12 protein-coding genes are annotated in these 18,738 nt (G+C 47.0%); 4 read left to right on the top strand and 8 right to left on the bottom strand.

The features are described 5' to 3' along the window. Window positions 1–62 precede the first annotated feature (62 nt). Window positions 63–1,862, top strand: a complete 1,800-nt coding sequence (locus tag MKX60_RS20905; RefSeq protein ID WP_341060857.1) for a sensor histidine kinase — start codon at window positions 63–65, stop codon at window positions 1,860–1,862. Beyond that, window positions 1,843–3,438 carry a response regulator gene (locus MKX60_RS20900; RefSeq protein ID WP_076283717.1) on the top strand — a complete coding sequence of 532 codons (1,596 nt, stop codon included), beginning with the start codon at window positions 1,843–1,845 and terminating at the stop codon, window positions 3,436–3,438. Before MKX60_RS20905 ends, MKX60_RS20900 begins: the two co-directional genes overlap by 20 nt. 100 nt (window positions 3,439–3,538) lie before the next feature. Here the strand turns inward: MKX60_RS20900 and MKX60_RS20895 are convergent, their stop codons facing one another. Continuing rightward, window positions 3,539–4,102, bottom strand: a complete 564-nt coding sequence (locus MKX60_RS20895) for a hypothetical protein (RefSeq protein WP_179086709.1) — start codon at window positions 4,100–4,102, stop codon at window positions 3,539–3,541. Window positions 4,103–4,777: 675 nt separating this feature from the next. Here MKX60_RS20895 and MKX60_RS20890 point away from each other — a divergent pair. After that, on the top strand, window positions 4,778–5,980 hold the full coding sequence (locus MKX60_RS20890) for a LamG domain-containing protein (RefSeq protein ID WP_179086708.1): 1,203 nt from the start codon (window positions 4,778–4,780) through the stop codon (window positions 5,978–5,980). Window positions 5,981–6,196: 216 nt separating this feature from the next. On the opposite strand, the gene MKX60_RS20885 is transcribed toward MKX60_RS20890, so the two are convergent. From MKX60_RS20885 to MKX60_RS20860, 6 genes are all read right to left on the bottom strand, one after another. After that, the gene (locus MKX60_RS20885; RefSeq protein WP_076299815.1) at window positions 6,197–7,183 is read right to left on the bottom strand and encodes an alpha/beta fold hydrolase; all 987 of its coding nucleotides are present in this window, start codon (window positions 7,181–7,183) and stop codon (window positions 6,197–6,199) included. A gap of 232 nt (window positions 7,184–7,415) precedes the next feature. Further along, on the bottom strand, window positions 7,416–10,712 hold the full coding sequence (locus tag MKX60_RS20880) for a chitinase N-terminal domain-containing protein (RefSeq protein WP_445670765.1): 3,297 nt from the start codon (window positions 10,710–10,712) through the stop codon (window positions 7,416–7,418). 420 nt (window positions 10,713–11,132) lie between these two features. Continuing rightward, window positions 11,133–11,621, bottom strand: coding sequence for a YfbM family protein (locus tag MKX60_RS20875; RefSeq protein ID WP_076299813.1), 489 nt, complete (start codon window positions 11,619–11,621; stop codon window positions 11,133–11,135). Between the two features lie 333 nt (window positions 11,622–11,954). Then, window positions 11,955–13,223, bottom strand: coding sequence for a cytosine deaminase (locus tag MKX60_RS20870; protein WP_076299812.1), 1,269 nt, complete (start codon window positions 13,221–13,223; stop codon window positions 11,955–11,957). Beyond that, window positions 13,192–14,469, bottom strand: coding sequence for a cytosine permease (gene codB / locus MKX60_RS20865; RefSeq protein WP_341060855.1), 1,278 nt, complete (start codon window positions 14,467–14,469; stop codon window positions 13,192–13,194). The genes MKX60_RS20870 and codB overlap by 32 nt, the downstream gene beginning before the upstream one ends. Before the next feature lie 498 nt (window positions 14,470–14,967). After that, the gene (locus MKX60_RS20860; protein ID WP_341060853.1) at window positions 14,968–16,890 is read right to left on the bottom strand and encodes an AraC family transcriptional regulator; all 1,923 of its coding nucleotides are present in this window, start codon (window positions 16,888–16,890) and stop codon (window positions 14,968–14,970) included. Window positions 16,891–17,049: 159 nt separating this feature from the next. Between MKX60_RS20860 and MKX60_RS20855 the strand changes: the two genes are divergently transcribed. Next, window positions 17,050–17,625: a dihydrofolate reductase family protein gene (locus tag MKX60_RS20855; RefSeq protein ID WP_076299809.1), complete on the top strand. Its 576-nt coding sequence runs from the start codon at window positions 17,050–17,052 to the stop codon at window positions 17,623–17,625. Between the two features lie 161 nt (window positions 17,626–17,786). On the opposite strand, the gene MKX60_RS20850 is transcribed toward MKX60_RS20855, so the two are convergent. Further along, complete coding sequence (locus MKX60_RS20850) at window positions 17,787–18,734, bottom strand: ABC transporter substrate-binding protein (protein WP_076299808.1); 948 nt, start codon at window positions 18,732–18,734, stop codon at window positions 17,787–17,789. Window positions 18,735–18,738 lie beyond the last annotated feature (4 nt).

Here is an 18,738-nt window from a genome sequence, read left to right as displayed (position 1 = left end):
AATTGCTTATAACATTATTTTCCTATGCGGATGATCAAGCGCCGCCTGTTGGGAGGCTTTCCATGTTCGTATTCAGACATCTGCAAACGAAACTGTTCGTATCCTTTGTATTACTCGTCCTCATTCCGCTGCTGACGCTCGGCTTCTTTTCGTTTCGGACCGCCACCTCCTCTCTAGAGAAGGAAACGGAGCAAAATCAAGCCCAGACGGTACGCTTGATCGGCAATAACATCAAGCTGATGCTAGACGACGCCGGAGACATTACTTCCTACATTATGAATAACGTTAGCTTACAAAGCTTGCTCAGCCGGGATTATAACGGACCGGTCAACACTGAACAGGCTGCCGCACTTGCTTATCTCGACAACATCAAAGCCGCCAAAAAATACGTTAGCTTCCTTGTTATCTACGGCCAAAACGGCTTTTTGTACCGCGATTTCAGCGAGTTTTTCCGGCAGGTCATCCCTTATTCAGACTTCGCTGAGATGCCGCTATACACCGCTGTTGCTTCCCGGGACGGCGAGGCATTCTGGACGTATTACAGCACCCCCCTATTTACATTCGGGCACAGCTACAATGAAATTATGATTGGACGGCGGATCGTCGATTTATATGACCCGGACAACAAGCTCGGCTTGCTTTTTATGGGTGTTAATCGTGACGCTATCGGCAATATCATTCAGGACATTGAGATTGTGCGCTCGTCTAACACCTTTATTTTTGATGACAACTACAATCTTGTATCGAGCAAAAGTCAGGACAACGGATTAAAAAAAACACTGATGGACGATCTGAAACTCAAGCAGCAGCTTTCACTTAAGTCGCATTCGGAGATCTATGATATTAACGGAAAGCGTTATTCCGTCGCCAGTACGGTCGTGGAACCATATCTTTGGAACATTGTAAGCCTCACACCGCTGGAAATTATCCGTAGCCAACACCGAATCATGCTAAATGTAACTCTCGCCCTATCGGTATCGCTGCTCGCTCTCGTCGGGTTCTGCTCGGTATTCCTATCGCGCAGTATTACAAAACCGATTAAGAAGTTACTCCGTTCCATGAACAACTTCAAACGGGGCGACTTCAACCAGAATGTCGATGTCACCTCACGAGATGAGATTGGATTGCTTACCCAAAAGTACAATGATATGGTCATGGAAACGAACAGTCTCATTCAGAAAGTGTACATTAGTCAAACAAAACAAAAGATGATTGAACTTAAGACGCTTCAGACTCAGATCGAACCGCACTTTCTGTACAATACGCTGGACTATATTTTCCTTAAATCGAAAATGAACGGTGATGATAATACAGCCCAGGTAACGCAATCCCTGACTGAGCTCTTCCGTCTTTCTCTTAACAAGGGTAAAGATTATTATACGATTCGTCAGGAGCTGAGCCAGGTCAAGGCCTATATTCATATCCAATATGCCCGCTTTCCGAACCGATTCATTCCTTGTTATGAGATCGATCCTGACATCATTCACTTCTATATGATGAAGCTACTGCTGCAGCCATTGGTGGAAAACGTGATTCTACACGCCTTTAGTACAAAGCGGGCACAGCCCGGCACGCTCTCGATCAGAGGAAGAAAACTGGACGAGCAGCGGGTTGAATTCGTCGTCGAAGATGATGGATGTGGCATGAGACCGGAGATGGCAAGTTCTCTGCTTGAAAGTGATACCAGCGGCACCGGTTATGGCATCCGTAACGTCAATGAAAGACTGACGATGATGTTCGGGCCGGAATACGCACTACGTATTGAGAGTGAACTGGGGCATGGCACGCGTGTTATGCTGGTTATCCCGCTCATATCAGACGAAAACCAATGGAGGCTGCTTTATGAAAATCATGGTCATTGACGACGAACCCATCGTACCTCAAGCCCTTCGTGCCCTTATTCCATGGGAGGAGCATGGTTTTACTTGGCTTCCGCCTGCCGATAACGGAGATGAAGCGCTGGAGCTTATCGAGCGAGACAAGCCCGATCTGCTGTTACTGGATTGCCGGATGCCGGGCAAAACTGGCCTGGAGCTGTTGCAGGAAATCCATGCGCGGGAGCTGCCGGTTAAATCGATCATCTTGAGCGGACACGACGAGTTCACGTACGCACAGCAGGCGCTCAAGCTAGGCGCCCTGGATTATTTACTAAAGCCACCGGATCTCGACCAGCTGCTGAATGTTGTCCTATCCATCCAACAGCAATGGAAAGATGAGCAAAAGCTCAAAAGTCAACTTAAGGACCATCTGCCGCTGATCCGTTTCCGTTTTCTTACTTCTTTGCTGGAGGGCGCCTGCTTCAACGACGATCTGTTCGTGGAAAAAACGGAGTTCCTACACATCCCTCTACGGATCGGTCCCGTATATCTAGCAATCATCGAGTTGGACGAAGATCCAGACTTTCCGAAAAACTACTCTTACGAAGATCAGCAGTTGATGAACTTTGCTGTTATGAATATAGCTGAGGAGACGCTTGCGGCATGGCCTGACAAATTCTTAATTTGTCCTGAGCACAACCGATTCATTCTGCAGGCCAATGTCACACCGTCGCAGAAGGCTCAGTTTCGGGAGGATTTGTGCAGACTGGTAAGTAATCTGCGCGAGGCGCTTCACTATATGGTGATGATCGGGGTATCGGTGCAAGGGATGAGCCTCAATACGGAGGGCAAACATCTCTATCAATCGGCTCGGACGGCGTTGGAGTACAAATACTATACCGGTCAAAACCAGGTCGTGTTCGTTGAGGATCTGGAATGGGAAAATACCGTCTCACCGAATCAGAAGTTTCCAGCTTCCACTCCAGTTGACGAAGCGCTTCAACTTGCGCTCAAAGTCGGTAATCCTGATCAGCTCACCCGATGGTTAGAGGACTTTATCCAACATTTGAAGAGCCGCGACTATCCTGTACAAGTGACCAAATCCATTGCACTCCAGCACATGGTGGCAGCTGCGGACTCGCTGATGGGCATGCACCCGAAGCTGGCACTCGACGAACTGCTTCCCGCAGGTCAAATTACGATGTTCTTCGAGACGTCTACGCTGGAGCAGTTAGTGGAAGAAATGCGACGCTATCTGGACGTACTTCTGCGGCGGACCCTCGATTTTCGCAAAGTCGGTAAAAACGCTATCGTGGAAAAGACAAAGCGATTTATTGAGGATAATTTTAGGGAGTATGTGACGCTGGAGACAGCAGCACAGGCAGTCTACTTGTCGCCCGTCTATCTAAGCTTTTTGTTCAAGCAGGTCCAAGGCATCAACCTGTCGGATTACTTGACCGAAATACGGCTTGCCGAAGCGAGACGATTACTTGCGGAAACCTCTCTGAAAACCTATGAGGTGGCACTCCGCTCCGGCTACCAAGACGAGAAATATTTCTGCCGTCTGTTCAAAAAAAGGACTGGCCTGACACCGACCGAATACCGCAATCGCCAAAATTGATCAGCCATACCGCTCAAAAGATTAATATAATCTACCAAATCTAGACTCTATCCAATAGGTTAGAAAGAGTTGATTTGGTATGATTCTTAATGTAAGCGCTTTATATTTTATGTCCAAGGAGCTGATGATTCTTTTGAAACAAGCTGTTTCCTGTTTGCTGCTCGTTTGTCTTATGGCGGCTTTGGCTGTGCCAGCAGCCGCTACTGGTTACCGTGTCGATCCGAAACGGATCTATGCAAATGATGGCACCAATGATTTCTGGTGGTCTCATACGCGTTGTGCCACCCTGCCGGGACAAGGTCAAAATGGCACTCCGGCGATATTGTGCACGGCATCCAAAGATTTGAACGACAACCACTCTGACGTGTTTTATGACATCGCCTACACGGTCAGCACTAATCTTGGTGACAACTGGACGCCTTACAACGTTATCCCGCAATACGATTGGAAGACACTTCCGAATGGCTACAGGGGCATGCTCATCGATCCCGTTCCTGTCTATCATGCTGCAACCGGCAAGATCATACTGCTTGGCATGGCGCAGTCGTACGACGCCAATTTCGGCAAAAAGCAAACCTATCCGGCATACGCCGTATTCGACCCAACTATCGAAGCCTGGAGTGCAGATTGGCAACTCTTTGATTGGCCACAAGTATTCGGTCATGCGGGAAGCTCTTATCCACACATAGACGAGCAGACGGGCAAGGTGTTATGGCCGATCCATTCGACCTCCGGCTCTGGCGCGCTGCAAGTTGTGACCGCCTCCTTCGACGGGACCTCGTTGATATACGAAAGCATGAGCGGTACGGTCCCGAACACCGGCGTACACGGCAATCGTTCAGGTATCGAGGCTTCGCTGACCATGTTCGGCGGCGAATACTTCCTGACGAGCCGTGATGACACGAATAATCGTTTGACCAAGAGCGTCAACGGTATCGACTGGCAGCCCGCCGTTGATCTACAGTGGGAAGACGGCACTCCCATCGTCGGTAGCATGAATACGCAGATGCATTGGATTACGCGACCGGACGGCTTGTATCTCGTTTATACTCGGCAAGATTCCGTCAATTCGGATGTGTTCCGATATCGGGCGCCTCTATGGATGGCCAAGATGAATCCGGAAACGCTTAGGCTTAAGAAGGAAACAGAGCACAACGTGATGCCGAACACGACCGACCGTGCGCAGCTCGGGAACTTTGGCACGCTGGATGTTACGCCAGAGCTGAGTATTGTGACCAGCAATGAGTGGAATTCGCTCCAGCCTAACAGTACCATCGTGTCGCGTATCTGGTGGAACCGTTCATTGCTCGGGAGCTGGCCGCTGAACGAAACAGCCGGGATGACGGCCGTCGATACATCAAGTGCAGGACACGACGGCTCGATCTCAGGTGCAGTACCGGGCGCGGAAGGGCACTTTGGTCCAGCACTGAGCTTCTCCCAAGCTGGCGATCACGTCAACCTTAGCCATTCTGCGGACGGCTCGTTTGACTTCGGCTCGACGCAAGACTTTACTGTCTCGGCATGGGTCAAGACAAGCCATACCGGATCGATCCAATATATCGTGAACAAAGGCGATACCAACGGCTCCTTCTGGCTTCGCTTCGAAGCGGACGGCTCACTCCGATTCTTGCTCGATTACGGGAATACGTTCGATGCAGTACAGTCCGCCGTTTCCTTAGCGGACGGTAAGTGGCATCATGTCGCTGGCGCGGCAGACCGCGATGCCGGACTACGGCTGTACGTCGACGGATTGATTGTCGCGCAATCGTCTGCGTTCCTGGGAGGCGACATAGCTAGCAACCTCCCCCTGACGATTGGTTCTAATTCAGCTTTGACGTTAAAGGGGCTGATTTCTGAGGTTAAATTATTCAATTATGTCTTAGAAGAACATGAGATGCTTGCTCTTGGTGGTGTCGCTGGCAGCTGGAGCTTTGACGAACCGACGGTGGGAAGCGGCATTATCACAGCCAACGATATAAGCGATTACGAATACGGGATGCTTTTGAACGGCATGGCTCGCAGCTCATCAGGTAAATCAGGTGGAGCTGTCCAATTCTCGGGAAGTGGACAATTCGTCAAGCTTGGTGATCCGGATTCCGGCTTGTACGACTTCGGCACAGATCAAGACTTTAGCCTGACCGCTTGGTTTAGAACCAATGTTGTCGGCACGCCGAAATACATCGTAAATAAAGGGGATACTAACGCTTCCTATACCCTGCGAATCGAGAGCAACAATACAATTCGATTCTGGCTCGATTACGGTAGCACCGCCGATGTCGTACAATCGACGCAGACGTATACAGACGGCAACTGGCATCATGTCGCGGCTGTAGCGGATCGGGACACGGGACTGAGACTGTATGTAGACGGTATATTAGTTGGAGAAAATAATTCGCTGCTCGGAGGTAACATCTCGAACAAACTGTCGTTGACCGCCGGACATAACTCGTCCTCCACAATGAACGGCCTAATCGACGAGGTTCGGCTGTACCGCTATGCGTTAACGGAAGAACTTTTACTGAACGAAATTGTAGGTGATTAAATCGGTGTACAGTTCCTTGTAGGACAAGTACTTGGACCTTAGCGCTGATTCTCTCTTGATCGGCAGATGTGACACAAGAATTGGAATCAAACAAAAACACCCTAATGCATTATGAAGTGCACCCCTTAGAATAGACATCGGATAAACCCCCTGGTTTATCCGATGAAATTCTAGAGGGTGCACTTCAATATCGGCTCCGCAGTTCAATTATAAACACTACAATTGGATTTGTTTCATGTAAGCTTTGAATTCCTCAGCGATTTCTTTGTATTTTGTATGATGCAGGTAATGAGAACCTTCCATTGGGATCATTTTTCCCTGTGCGGATTGTTTGACTTGCTCTTCATGAAGCGGAATCCACTGTTTATTGTGCTCATTATTCGATTGAACGAAGAGAAGCAACGGCAAGTCTTTTGGCATTGTGAGTTTTTCTCCATTTTTAAAATTGGAACCGAGGTGGCTCAGTTCATTCATCAACGTTGGATTGGTCGCGACTTGATTCGAAATCAAACGCATCTGTTCTTTGGTATGCTCATCAAATGCAAGCGATTTATACGCATCTCCGCTCACTTTTTGGAACAATCTCATCAGACCTGATTTTTGAAGAAATTGCATGGATTTCAAAGGTAATTTGACATCCATCCCGGGTTGATTGGGAACGCTGCTATCGATGCCGACAAAAGCAAGAACTTCATCCGGATAAGTGTTCACATAGGTCGCTCCGTAAAGCCCCGCGATGGAATGTCCCATTAGAATGTAACTGTCTAAACCCAGTTGCTGCAAAGCTTCGTGAACCTCACTTACTATATTCTCCGTCGTTCTTTCCTTCTCGGTTTTATCGCTCAAGCCATAACCGAAAGGCTCGACCAACACGACTTTATAATTAGGGGTAATTTCATCGATCAGCAATTTGAAATCAAGTGCAGGTGACGGGGTTCCTTGTCCCGGTAGGAGTACAACGGTTTGTTCTCCGCTGCCTTGAATGAGCACATTCATCTTTTTCCCATCCACATTGACATACTGGCCATAGGATTCGATTTTCTTTTTCTCTACCCCATCGCTGATTGCATCAACGATAAAAACGATGCCCATGAACAGCACGAGCGCCCCTACAATACCTCCGATTATTTTTAACCATAGGTTCCGTTTCTTGTGGCTCTTAGTCCCAGTTGTTTTTATTTCTACCTTATTTGCCACGTTCATCTCTTCCCTTCCTTGTCTCTGTATCTGAAGTGCCGCCTTGACGACATATTCAAAGTGTAATCAACTAAGATGTACTCATCGTGACGACAATATGAACGGAATATGAACAAGTCAAAAAGGAGGCGTTATATCTGAAAGATATAAGTACCTCCTGGAGACATATTTAGATCAACAGCAAATCGGAATGCAACACCTTGGAATACTTCTTACAAGATTTAAAACGCTCATCGTATTATTTGTTGACGGTTACCTTGATGATATCACTTATGGTCTCTCCCGCTGCATTAACCAGCTCCGCCCGGTATTCATAATTGCCGGAAGCGCGTCCAGTGACTTCAGTCGTAGCGCTCTGCGCCGAAGGCGTGTTGGCGTTTAGCGCTTGCGTGTCGATCAGTTGCCCGTTCTCATAAAGGCGGTACTCTGTGGCATTAGTGCCCCACCACAAATTCATAGTTACTTTATAAGAGCCATCTCCGTCCCAGTTGTCATGGGTCAGGACCGGCTTGCCCGGTGCGGCATCGCGGATCGTCACCGTGAGCGGCTGGCTCTTGCTTGTGCCGTATTTGTTGGTAAGCTCCACTGTGTATATATAGGTGCCATTCGGCTTACCGTGAAGCGCTGTGCTTGCCGTCTGCGCGGAAGGAGATACATCCTTCAGAGACTTGGAGTCGATCAGTGTGCCATTCTCATATAGCTTGTAGCTGGTAGCGTTATTGCCCCACCAGAGGTTCATGGTGACGGTAAAGTTGCCGTCACTGAGTCCATAACCGTAGCCACTATTCGAGGACAACACAGGCTGTCCAGGCTTGTCAGTTGCAAGTGCCGCTCCGCCAGTAATTTGGAACGTGTAGCTCTTTTCGGCAGTGTTGCCTGCGGCATCGGTCACGACGTAGTTTACAGTATGGGACCCGGCACCCAGCTCCGCAGCGTTCAGGATCTGTCCGTCGGCTATGGGCTGTCCATCCAGCAGAAGCTGCTTGGAGGTGACGCCAGACAGATTATCTTCGGCAGCCAATACAAACTTAAGCTGGGCCTCCTCCTCCACATCTCCGACCGCATGACCGGACTCCGTCAGCTCGGCTGTCGGTGAAACCGTGTCGATATTAAGGCTCAGTGTCTTAGTTTCTTCCGCCTTTCCCTTGCCCGAAACCGCATGATAAGACAGCGTATGCCGTCCATCTTTGCTTACGACCAACGGAGTGCTGTATACGGCTTCCGCACCGCCGTTCAGCGAGTAATAAACTTTAGCTGTATCGGAGTCGGCCTTCAGGGTTACTTCGGTGGGCTGGTTCAACCAGCCGGCAGCGTTCGGATTTGCCGACAGGGTTGCCGTCGTTACTGGAGCCCCCACTTCTTCCACAATACTGAAGTCTCCGAGACTTCTAGGCTTGAGTTGGTATACGTCTTTGAAGATCGCGGCTACGCCCGTAATATCGAGCTTCTGTCCTTCCGCATAAGGGAAGCTGTCTTTCGTGATGCCCGTCCGGGCATCCACCCGGATGTGATTGCTTGTCCCGCCATCGGCGATGGCGTCAAATTCAAAGGAACCGCTTGGAGTGGCTGTGATAATATTCGTCACTTTCACGTCTTTAAGCTTGAGCAGCTGACCTTGATTGGTATCGTTCACAGCCGGCACGTCAACGGACTCGGGCAGCTTCGCAGTGCCGCTCTTCTCGATCTGCACAACTTCGGTCAACTCTAGCTCCGAATTGTACAGCGCCGTGGACGCTGTTACCTTGACCGTGTCGCCGGCATGGAAGCCACTTTGGCTCTGGTAGACATAAAGTCCGCCGGTCTCATCCTGCAGATAAAAGGTTTGCCCGCCGAAAATACCCGGCTCAGTCGTTACGATCCCCTCAACCGTCACCAAGGATCCAACAATCTTGGTCCGGGCTTCGCCGATGGAAACGGTCGCTGGAATCGGATCTTCCTCGTCCGGAAGCGGTTCTGCTGGGACGTTACCGAGCGTTACTGATTCGGTCTTCAGGTTCGTTCCGTTCTGGCGCAGACGCAGATTGGATGCAGCCGTGGTGCCCGGTTTGATCTGTACGGTCAGATCTTTGTAGGCATGGCCGTTCAAGTCTGAAGTCAGGCTAAAGTTGGCGCTGTAAGCATAGCTACTCGGCCAAGTGCCGTCACTGTTCTGGATCTTGGCGATCTGGGCACCGCTACTCACCTGGTAGATACCCAATTGGAAGCCTGATACGCTCGTATTGGCAGGGAGATTATCTGCGCTGACACGAATCTGGAAATCCTGCGCGTTCGGCAGCACCGTTTGGTGCGTGAAATTGTACACCGCACTTGCAGTAGCTGCCGGTCCGCCGTAAGAGCCCGCCTTGTAGCTGGTGCGGTCAAACCATTTGTAGCCGGCATTCGGAGCGGCCCATGGCTCTGGCTGAGGCTCAGTGGAAAGCGCCGGCTCTTCGAACGGCAGCAGCTGCGTCGGCTGATCCAGCGTCAGGCCACTTACCTTGGTGAAATCCGTATAGCTCTCTTGTTCGGCGAGCCAGTTAACCGTGTTCACCAGGAGCTCAGCATCGTCAGCCTCCTTGAAGCCATCGTAAGTCGTTTTTTTGGCACCGGTATCCTCGCGCAAATACTTCGGCGTGGCATCCTCGACTGGGGAGGAGTCGCCGAGAAAGGCGGCTTTGCCGGCACCTTTTTTCGCCACGGCCACATAAGGACCTTCCGCTACGCCGCCGCCATTGTAGACACCTTGGTCCACCGCGTTGCCCCAAGCATTGTTGGTTTTCGGCAGATAGACGATGCCCTTCGCTCGGGTCGGGTCGAGGATTGCCAGCGTGGAGCCGGCATGCATGGCTACACTTGATACTCCTGATGTAATACCGAAGGCCTGATCGGGAGCCACGATGTTGGTGGCGTTAATGTCACCAAGCGCATTGAAGCGGAACCGGACACCGAACTCTTCCGCCAGCCAGTCGGAGCTGACCACGCCTTGCATTGCCGCGGAACCGGCCTCTTCAGTGCTCATGCCTTTGGCCGGGTTGTCCCAAGCTCCGCGGCGGTAACCGTTGAATGCCTCATTGCCGTCCCAGCGGTTCTTATTGCGGTCCGCATTGTAATGATCGCCGATGAAGAAGATGCTGCCGCCGTTCTCCACGTATTCCGCCATAGCTGCCTGCTCGCTGGATTTATATGGAATGTTAGATTCGGCCACGACGAAGACGTCATAGCTGGAAAGATCGCCTAGCGTAATCGGAGTGGTCTTACGAAGCTCTTTGACGTAATAGCCTTCTTGCGCAAGCGCATTACCAAAATCGGAAAAAGCGCCATCAATAACCCAGTCGGCCGCTCCGGCCGTCTGCGCGTGGGTATTGTCAAACAGAATTTTCTGGCCTGCATGCTCGTTGACCACTTTGGCTTCAATGAATGGGGCGGGGTCGCTTGGCCCCTCAGCGTATATTGCCGAGCCGGCTCCGAATGCGAACAAATGCAGGGGTACGGCAACAGATGCAACCAGCATGCTTTGTAGCAGCTTCTTATTCCAACCTGAACGCTTCTCCTTCATATTCATCCTCCTTAAGATATAGATCGGTGGATTTTTCCATAATTGTCCACCGCTTTCGTCTAATATGCTATCTCATAAGGATTAGGAAAAACATAGATTTTTGTAAAGTGTTGTAAATTTATACTTTCGGCCTATACAGTGGGTGAAAACAAGGTCGAATCTTGGAAATAAGCTATGAAAAAAGTCTTAGTGATACTGGAGTTTAGGTCCGGAACGTCCTAAGTGATTCTACAAAAATATAACAACTTTCAGCGGCAAGTAAAGTAATAGACTGACCCTAGAATTAAAACAGCGACAAAACAGCGACAGCAAAGGACGAAAAATATAGTCCTAGACTGTCGCTGTTTAATTGAACTAACGTTTCATGTTAGTTTAGCACTATTTGATATATTAGCCCCTGAATGATTCAAATTATTGGAATCAGAAAATATAGAAGATGAGACCTTTGCCCTTCGCTACAGTTTGACTGTAGAAACGCCGGATTTCGTTAAAATGCTGAAGCATGTAAGCAAAGAACTCGTCCTTATCCTCGTCTGAAACAGTATCAGGATCTAGAGGATATACCTCGTTCTTGACCATGGCCGGGAAATTATACCGCAAACGGAGCTGTGCTTCAACCAGCGTAGACATAGCCTGAAGCGCTTCTGCAACTTGCTCGGCACGTAAGGAAAAAGCCCCGTATGAGCCAAAATCGATGGCTCTTTCTGACGTCAGTGGAACAACATAGCCAAGAGGCGCATCTCCATCGGAGATATCTCCACAAAGCAAGTAGTGAATCGCCTCCCAGGATCTATCAATGTCCAGTCCGGGATAATCGTCTATTTTCAAACTCTTCAATGCAATGTCTCCTACTGCGATTTTCTGCACCAGATTGTCATCCATTGCAAAGTAATAACCACGCATTCCCATGTTCTCAACCTTCTTTCCATTTTTAACCCCATAAATTTCCATGCACTGTTATTGTAAACTGCCTGTTAGCTGAGTGAAACATCGTCTATTGAAAAACGGTTATCACAACCAATATATAAAATCCCACTTTTTTCTCTTTTGAATGTACTTATAACAAATTTTACTGTGCTGAAGTACTGATTCATGAACTGTGTCCTACACTAGACACTAAAAAATCCCCCCATGTATACAGGAAGAGTTCACAATCACGTGATCTCATATATTCCTGACTATCATGAAGGGATTTTTGGCTAAAAAGTAGGCTCTGCTTGATGGAGCACATACTTCATTCGATTATTTATTGAAAGTAATCTTCTCCGAACCGTTCTCAAGAATGATCGAAGTGTCCCGCGGCTTTGTTTCCGCGATTTTGCGGCCGGCTCTGAACGAATAAAGTACTCCGGCCTGTTTACGAATGGTCTCATACTCGTTCTCTGCTTCAAGAACGATGAAGTTGGCAGGTTTACCTACTTCAATGCCATAGATATCCTCGATATTCAACGTTCTTGCGCTATTTTTCGTAATAAGATCGATTGAATTTACGATTTGATCGTATCCGAGCAACTGAGAAGCATGAATACCCATGTGCAGCACCTGAAGCATATTGCCTGTGCCAAGCGGATACCATGGATCAAAAATGTCATCGTGACCGAAGCATACATTAAGTCCCGCTTCCAGCAGTTCTTTGACGCGAGTTAACCCTCTTCTTTTCGGATAAGTGTCAAAGCGTCCCTGCAGATGGATGTTAACCAGAGGATTGGAGACGAAATTTAGGTCAGCCATCTTCAGTAATCTAAACAATTTGTACGTATATGCGTCATTGTATGACCCCATCGCCGTCGTGTGGCTTGCTGTCGTACGGGAGCCAAGCCCGCGTTCGTAAGCTTCTTTGGCTACAACTTCCAAGAAACGGGATTGCTCGTCATCGATTTCGTCGCAATGGATATCGATCAGACGGTCGTATTTTTCAGCGAGGTCAAACGCAACCTTCATCGAGTCAACGCCATATTCTCTTGTGAATTCGAAGTGTGGAATACCACCCACCACGTCAACGCCCATTTTCAGCGACTCTTCTAGTAATTCCACGCCGTTCGGGAAGGAGTGAATACCTTCTTGTGGAAAAGCGACAAGCTGGATGTCAATGAACGGTGCCATTTCTTCTTTTACTTCAAGCATCGCTTTTACGGCGGTCAAGCTTGGATCAGTAACGTCTACATGTGTTCGTACATGCTGGATACCCTGCGCGATCTGCCACTTCAATGCAGTTTTGGAACGCGTTTTGACGTCTTCATGCGTCAGGAAGGCCTTGCGTTCTGACCAACGCTGGATGCCTTCAAACAGTGTTCCGCTCAAATTCCATTCCGGCTCACCTGCTGTTAACGTTGTATCCAAGTGAATATGAGGTTCAATGAACGGCGGCAGCACAAGTGAGCCGTTAACATCAATTACTTCCTCATTCGCAGTTAGTTCCATTGATTGCGTGATAAGCTCAAACTTCCCATCTTTCACAACAATATTCCATAAACCTTCTTTACCCCGCAATTTTGCGTTCTGTATAATCATTTTTATTCCCCTTTTCTTTGGATTCTTTCTTAGCAACGATCAGCATTATCACGGTGTATACAACCGCTGTTCCAATCAGTGCATTAAGTGGTGTTATTCCTGGAGCCAGCTGGGCGAAGGCCACGCCGATAACCCAAGCTACCATCGCGATCCAGTTTACATTTTTGAAGGTCATGTCGGCAAATGGTTGGTAGTTTCTGCGCTTCACAATAAAATAGTCTGCGATGATGATCGCCCCGATGGACGGGATCGCCGCGCCCAGCACATTCAGGAAACCAACGAAATTGTTGTACATCCACATGGCAAATACGGTACCCACGATGCCGTTAACGATAACGAAAAACTTTTTCGAAATTTTAGTGATATTGGCAAAGCCCAGCCCGGAAGCGTAAAGTGCGTTATCGTTAGTTGTCCAGATGTTCAGCCCCAGTACGATGATCGCAGGAATGAGCAATCCTTGCAAGAACATGACCTCCGAGATATCTGCCAAATTATAAGCCATTGCGCCGACTGCACCGAAGAGAAACATAAGTGAGTTCCCTAAAAAGAACGAAATGACCGTTGCAGTAACCGCCTGCCGGGATGTTCTGGCAAACCGGGCAAAATCGGGCGTCAACGTTCCGCCGCTAATGAATGACCCGATACAAATGGTCAATGCTGCTGCTGCGGTGAGCGACTCTGTTGGTGAGTAATCGAGCAACCCTTGCAGACCACCCAGCGTGTTTACTCCTTCGAACACAGAGTAACCACCGAGAACAGCAATGGCCGGAACTGCTATATAACCCAGAATGACGAGCGACTTCATGCCGAAGATGGCTGATGCCGTCATTGCAAGACCAAACACGAAGATTAAAAGGTACACATTCCAGTCCATCGCTCTGGCGACAGGTACCGCGAACATGGCTACACCGACACCGAACCATCCGACCTGTGTGAAGCCAAGCAGGAAAGAAGGAAGGTACGAGCCTTTTTCACCGAACGCATATTTTGCAAGCAAATGCGTGGAAAGACCTGTTTTGGCAGCGATATGTGCCAGTGCTCCGGTATAGATGCCGAGTGCCAGATTACCGGCAAGCACGATTCCAATGAACTCCATGAATGTCAAACTGACCCCTAACGTTCCCCCTGCCAACATGCTTGCGGAAAAGAAAGTGAATGCTAACATGACGGAGAACGTCTTTCCAAAATGATTTCTCTGCGTTTTCGGCACCGCTTGCCACGAAAACTCTTGATCTTGTTTACTCATCAGAATACCCCCAGTATAAAGTGTCCTGATACCAAAAAAGCAGAAACAAAAGAGGCTACTCGTCAGATCAAACTGACAAGTAGCCTCTTTTGTTCATCACAATCCGCGCTAAGACACAGAGCATCCCTTGACGGAATATGCCCTGCTTCTCACGTGATTATAAAAATCCGCTGTCCTTGTCAGCCTCTCTGGACTGAATTAAAGGTACCAGTATTCAATTACATTCTATTATTTTAGAAAAACCTGTAGATGTCAATGTCATTAATATCCATTGATATAAATCCTCTTTTGAATGCTGCGCTTGGAATTATTATGTGGATGATGCCGACCAAGGCACTTGCTCATAGGACAAAGCCTTATGTGGTACCGGACAACCTCACTCTCGGAGTTCCTCCACTTCCTATCAGGAACGGCCTGATCCACAGTCCAAACGGAGCGTTTTTTTTATTTATTCAGGAGGTGAATTCCGTTTCGTTCAGATGTGCCATATCTATTAAATTATTTAGTAGTGTCAAGTAATAAATTAACAATCGTATCCAGCTGAAGCTCTAATGAAAAAGGGTCCTCCATTACGAATTCATCATGATAGTTATCACCATACAAATAAACTTTGCCATTTTTCACTGCAGGGATGCCTTTCCATATGTTACTTTCCATTGCTTCATTTGTTGCATCAGCATCGCCATTATAAACAAAAACATAATCCCCTAAGTATTCTGGGAGCACTTCAAGTGAAATGGATTCAAACCCCTCTGCCATATTTTTGGCACTTTCTGTTGGAGGCAGCTTCAGCATATTGTATATAGTGGAAGAACCATAATTTCCGCCCTTTGCCGCTAAGACGTACACGGCCTTTTGTGAAAACTGAACAATCGAAACGGTTTCCCCTTCCTTGATAACCCCGGTAAGTTTCGACTTTGCTTCAGCTACTTTCTGTTCATATTCCGTAATCCATTCTTCTGCTTCTTTTTCTTTTCCGAATATTTTGCTTACACTCCTAAATTTATCAAGCGGCCCTGCTGTTTTTAACCCCTCCCAATAAGGCAGAAAAACAGTGGTCCCAATTTTTTCATATTGTTCTATGTTCTCATCGATCGAACCGATAATTAAGTCCGGATCTAGCATCGTTAATTTTTCCAAATTTAAAGGAAAATCCCCTAAATCTTCAATTTTCTCGATCGTTTCTTTCGGTATGTCCGCCTTTTCCATCCAGCCTTCATCCAGCATAAACGTTCTTGCTCCGATGGGTACAATTCCTAATTTCAATAAATGTCCCATATATTGGTCAGCCGCTACTCTTTTCGGCTCTGCAGGTACTTCCACATCTCCCTTTGGCGTTGATACTATTCGAGTCTTCGAACTTTCTTCTAATACTGTTTGATTAACGGTTCCATTCCTAGTACTCTGCTCCTTCGCAGCTGTGCCCGTCCCGCTTGAGCAAGCGCCTAATAATAGAGAACCGCAAAGCAGCAAAGCTGCCGTCGTCTGAGATTTTGTCATTTTAAACATATGTAATTCCCCTTTTTCCGTATTATGATAATGATTATCATTATTAATATACTGTTGAACGATGTGTTCAAAAATAGAGGATGTGGGGAAGTTTGATGGACTTTCAGCAACTTTATGTGCCTGTAACTCTCTTGTTCTAAAATGTGCAGGGGATACACCTTTTCTTTTCTTAAAAATTCGGCTGAAATAATAAACGTCTTTATAACCAACGCTTCCTGCAATTTCCCCGACAGAAGCCTCTGTTGTCATTAAAAGCTCTGTTGCCCGTTCAAGCCTAAAACGAATTAAGTAATCAATCGGACTCATACCTGTGTACTCTTTAAACAATGATGACAAATGATAAGCACTGAAATTAAATACTTCCGCAAGAGAATCTAATGTGATTGGCTCCGCATAGTATTCCTGGATATAGGTGATGACTTGGACTGCAACACTTGTTTGTTTCACCTCAGTCTCTTGTCTATGTAATTCTTTTAAAACCTGATCAATGAATTGATAAAACAGTGATTTAACATGGAGTCTCTCTTCTTGCCTGTTCCATTTTTGATGCATCATTTGAATTTTGTTATAAAGTAAAATGGGTGCATCAGGGGAAAAACAATATTGTATTTGGAAGGGATCCTCTTCATGAATCCATGCACGGTAGTAAATGATATAGTAAACAAATTTTTTGCTTGTCGGAACAATATTGAGGGTCGCCCCTTTCCCGCTATGGAGGATTTGAAATCCTGTAAAAGAAAATTCGGCCTGATCTAACTGAACTTGAGCGCTCCCATGTACCGAAAGTAAAAAAATACTGGCAGGAATCTTATATTTTTGAAGAATTTCGCCTTGAACCATTTCAATTTGGCGTACATCCAATAACTTGACGGTCGCTTGATCCCAAAGAAATATTTGATTGTTGATGTGCATAATGACTACCCCTCCGTTATCTGTCTAATGATCATCATAAATGATAACCATTATCAATAACAGTTGTCTAAAGATAATAAAGGTCTAGACTGAAGAAAACTGCTAAAATGTAGTTAATGTATAGTGTAAATATCACTCATGAACAAAGGAGAACTGAAAATGAGAAAACTCGTTCTATTTCTTCACGCATCGCTTGACGGTTTTGTAGAAGGGCCGAATGGTGAAATGGACATTGGCTGGGTTTCCTATGATGCTGATTTGGAGAAACATGCGAAAGAAATTCTGAGTACTGCCGACACTGTCCTTTGGGGACGTGGGACTTATCAGATGATGTATAGCTACTGGCCATCTGTGCCTTCGAACCCATCAGCTTCGCAGCATGAACGGAATCATGCCGAGTGGATCGAAAAGACAGCTAAAATCGTTTTTTCCACGACGCTGGAGAAAGTCGAATGGAATAATTCCAGACTCGTGAAAGAAGATGTCGAGAAAGAGATCAATAACCTCAAACAGCAGCCAGGCAAGGATATGGTTATCCTCGGCAGTCCTAGGTTCGCACACCACCTCATGCAGCTTGATTTAATTGATGAGTATAAAATTACGGTTTCTCCCGTTCTGATCGGTAAGGGATTGCCGTTATTCCAAGGTCTCAAGGAGAAGATCAATCTTAAGCTAATCGAAAACAAAACCTTTGATTCTGGAGCCATAGGCCTCGTTTACCAGACGGTAAGATGACCTTGTCGCTTAAGGTGATTATGCTAACGGGGAACGTTATTGGAACGACAACAGCTGCAATCTAATATTTTATTTTCACCAAACAACAGGTCAAGATATTTATCTAAATAACAAAAATCCGATTGCGCCCAGCAGCGTCAATCGGATTTTTGTATAATAAATTATTGTTCAGCCGCCAATTGCAGGAAATGATCTGCAGCTAAACGGACAGCCAGGATACTTGCGCTGTTTAGTGAATTATCAAAGATAAGAACATGATTGTTTTTTACTGCTTCCAGTGAGTTCCACGCTTTTGAAGTTTCCTTCTCCTTGATGGCCGCCTTTGCGATATCCATATCATGCTGGATAATAATATAATCGGGATTCATGCTGTATAGACCCTCCAGAGAAAGAGCCCCGCCCTCCTCGGGATATCCCTTTGGTGGCAACAACCCAAAGCCCACAGTTTGATTGTAGTACATCGTGTTTTTAGAGCCTTGAGCATTAAAATTGGCTTTTCCATCGACCCGTAGCAAGGCAAAGGTCTTATTTTCAAGACTATTTAACTGTTTTTTCGTATTGGCTATCATTTCTTGTGTTTCCTTAATGGCTTGTTCTGCTAACGTCTCTTTTCCAACAATCTGAGCACACAGCATCGTCGTTTTTTCCCAGGTATCGGTGTAGTCAATTAAGATGACAGGTGCAATCTTATTCAACTCATCATAATTGCTATCAACAGAACCCTTGAAGGTTACAATCACATCAGGCTTTGCATCCATGATCATTTCCAGATTCGCATTGCTATTGCCCAAATCAATAATCTCAGCAGTTCCGGCATAAGGCTGTAAAGTAGCGAAATCTTTCATTGCTTCTGCTGCGTTAGTTGATGCGATTGGAGGCGTATCTAGAGCAAAAAAGTAATCCAAATACAAAGGATGAAGAACCGCTATCCGCTCAGGTCGTGTCTTGAGCACCACTCCATTGTCGCTGGCATCTGTAATTGTTCTTGGCCATCCCGCTTCCTCGATCTTGCCGACTTCAGGTGCAGATGTGACTGAAGTTTCGGAACATCCAGCCAGTAATCCTGCTATTATAATTAAGGATGCAATCCATCCAAATAGTCTATTCATTTGG

This window comes from Paenibacillus sp. FSL R5-0914, assembly GCF_038004525.1.
In the GTDB taxonomy this organism is placed as follows: Bacteria; Bacillota; Bacilli; order Paenibacillales; family Paenibacillaceae; genus Paenibacillus_AQ.
This window is presented reverse-complemented; position numbering and strand designations above follow the sequence as displayed.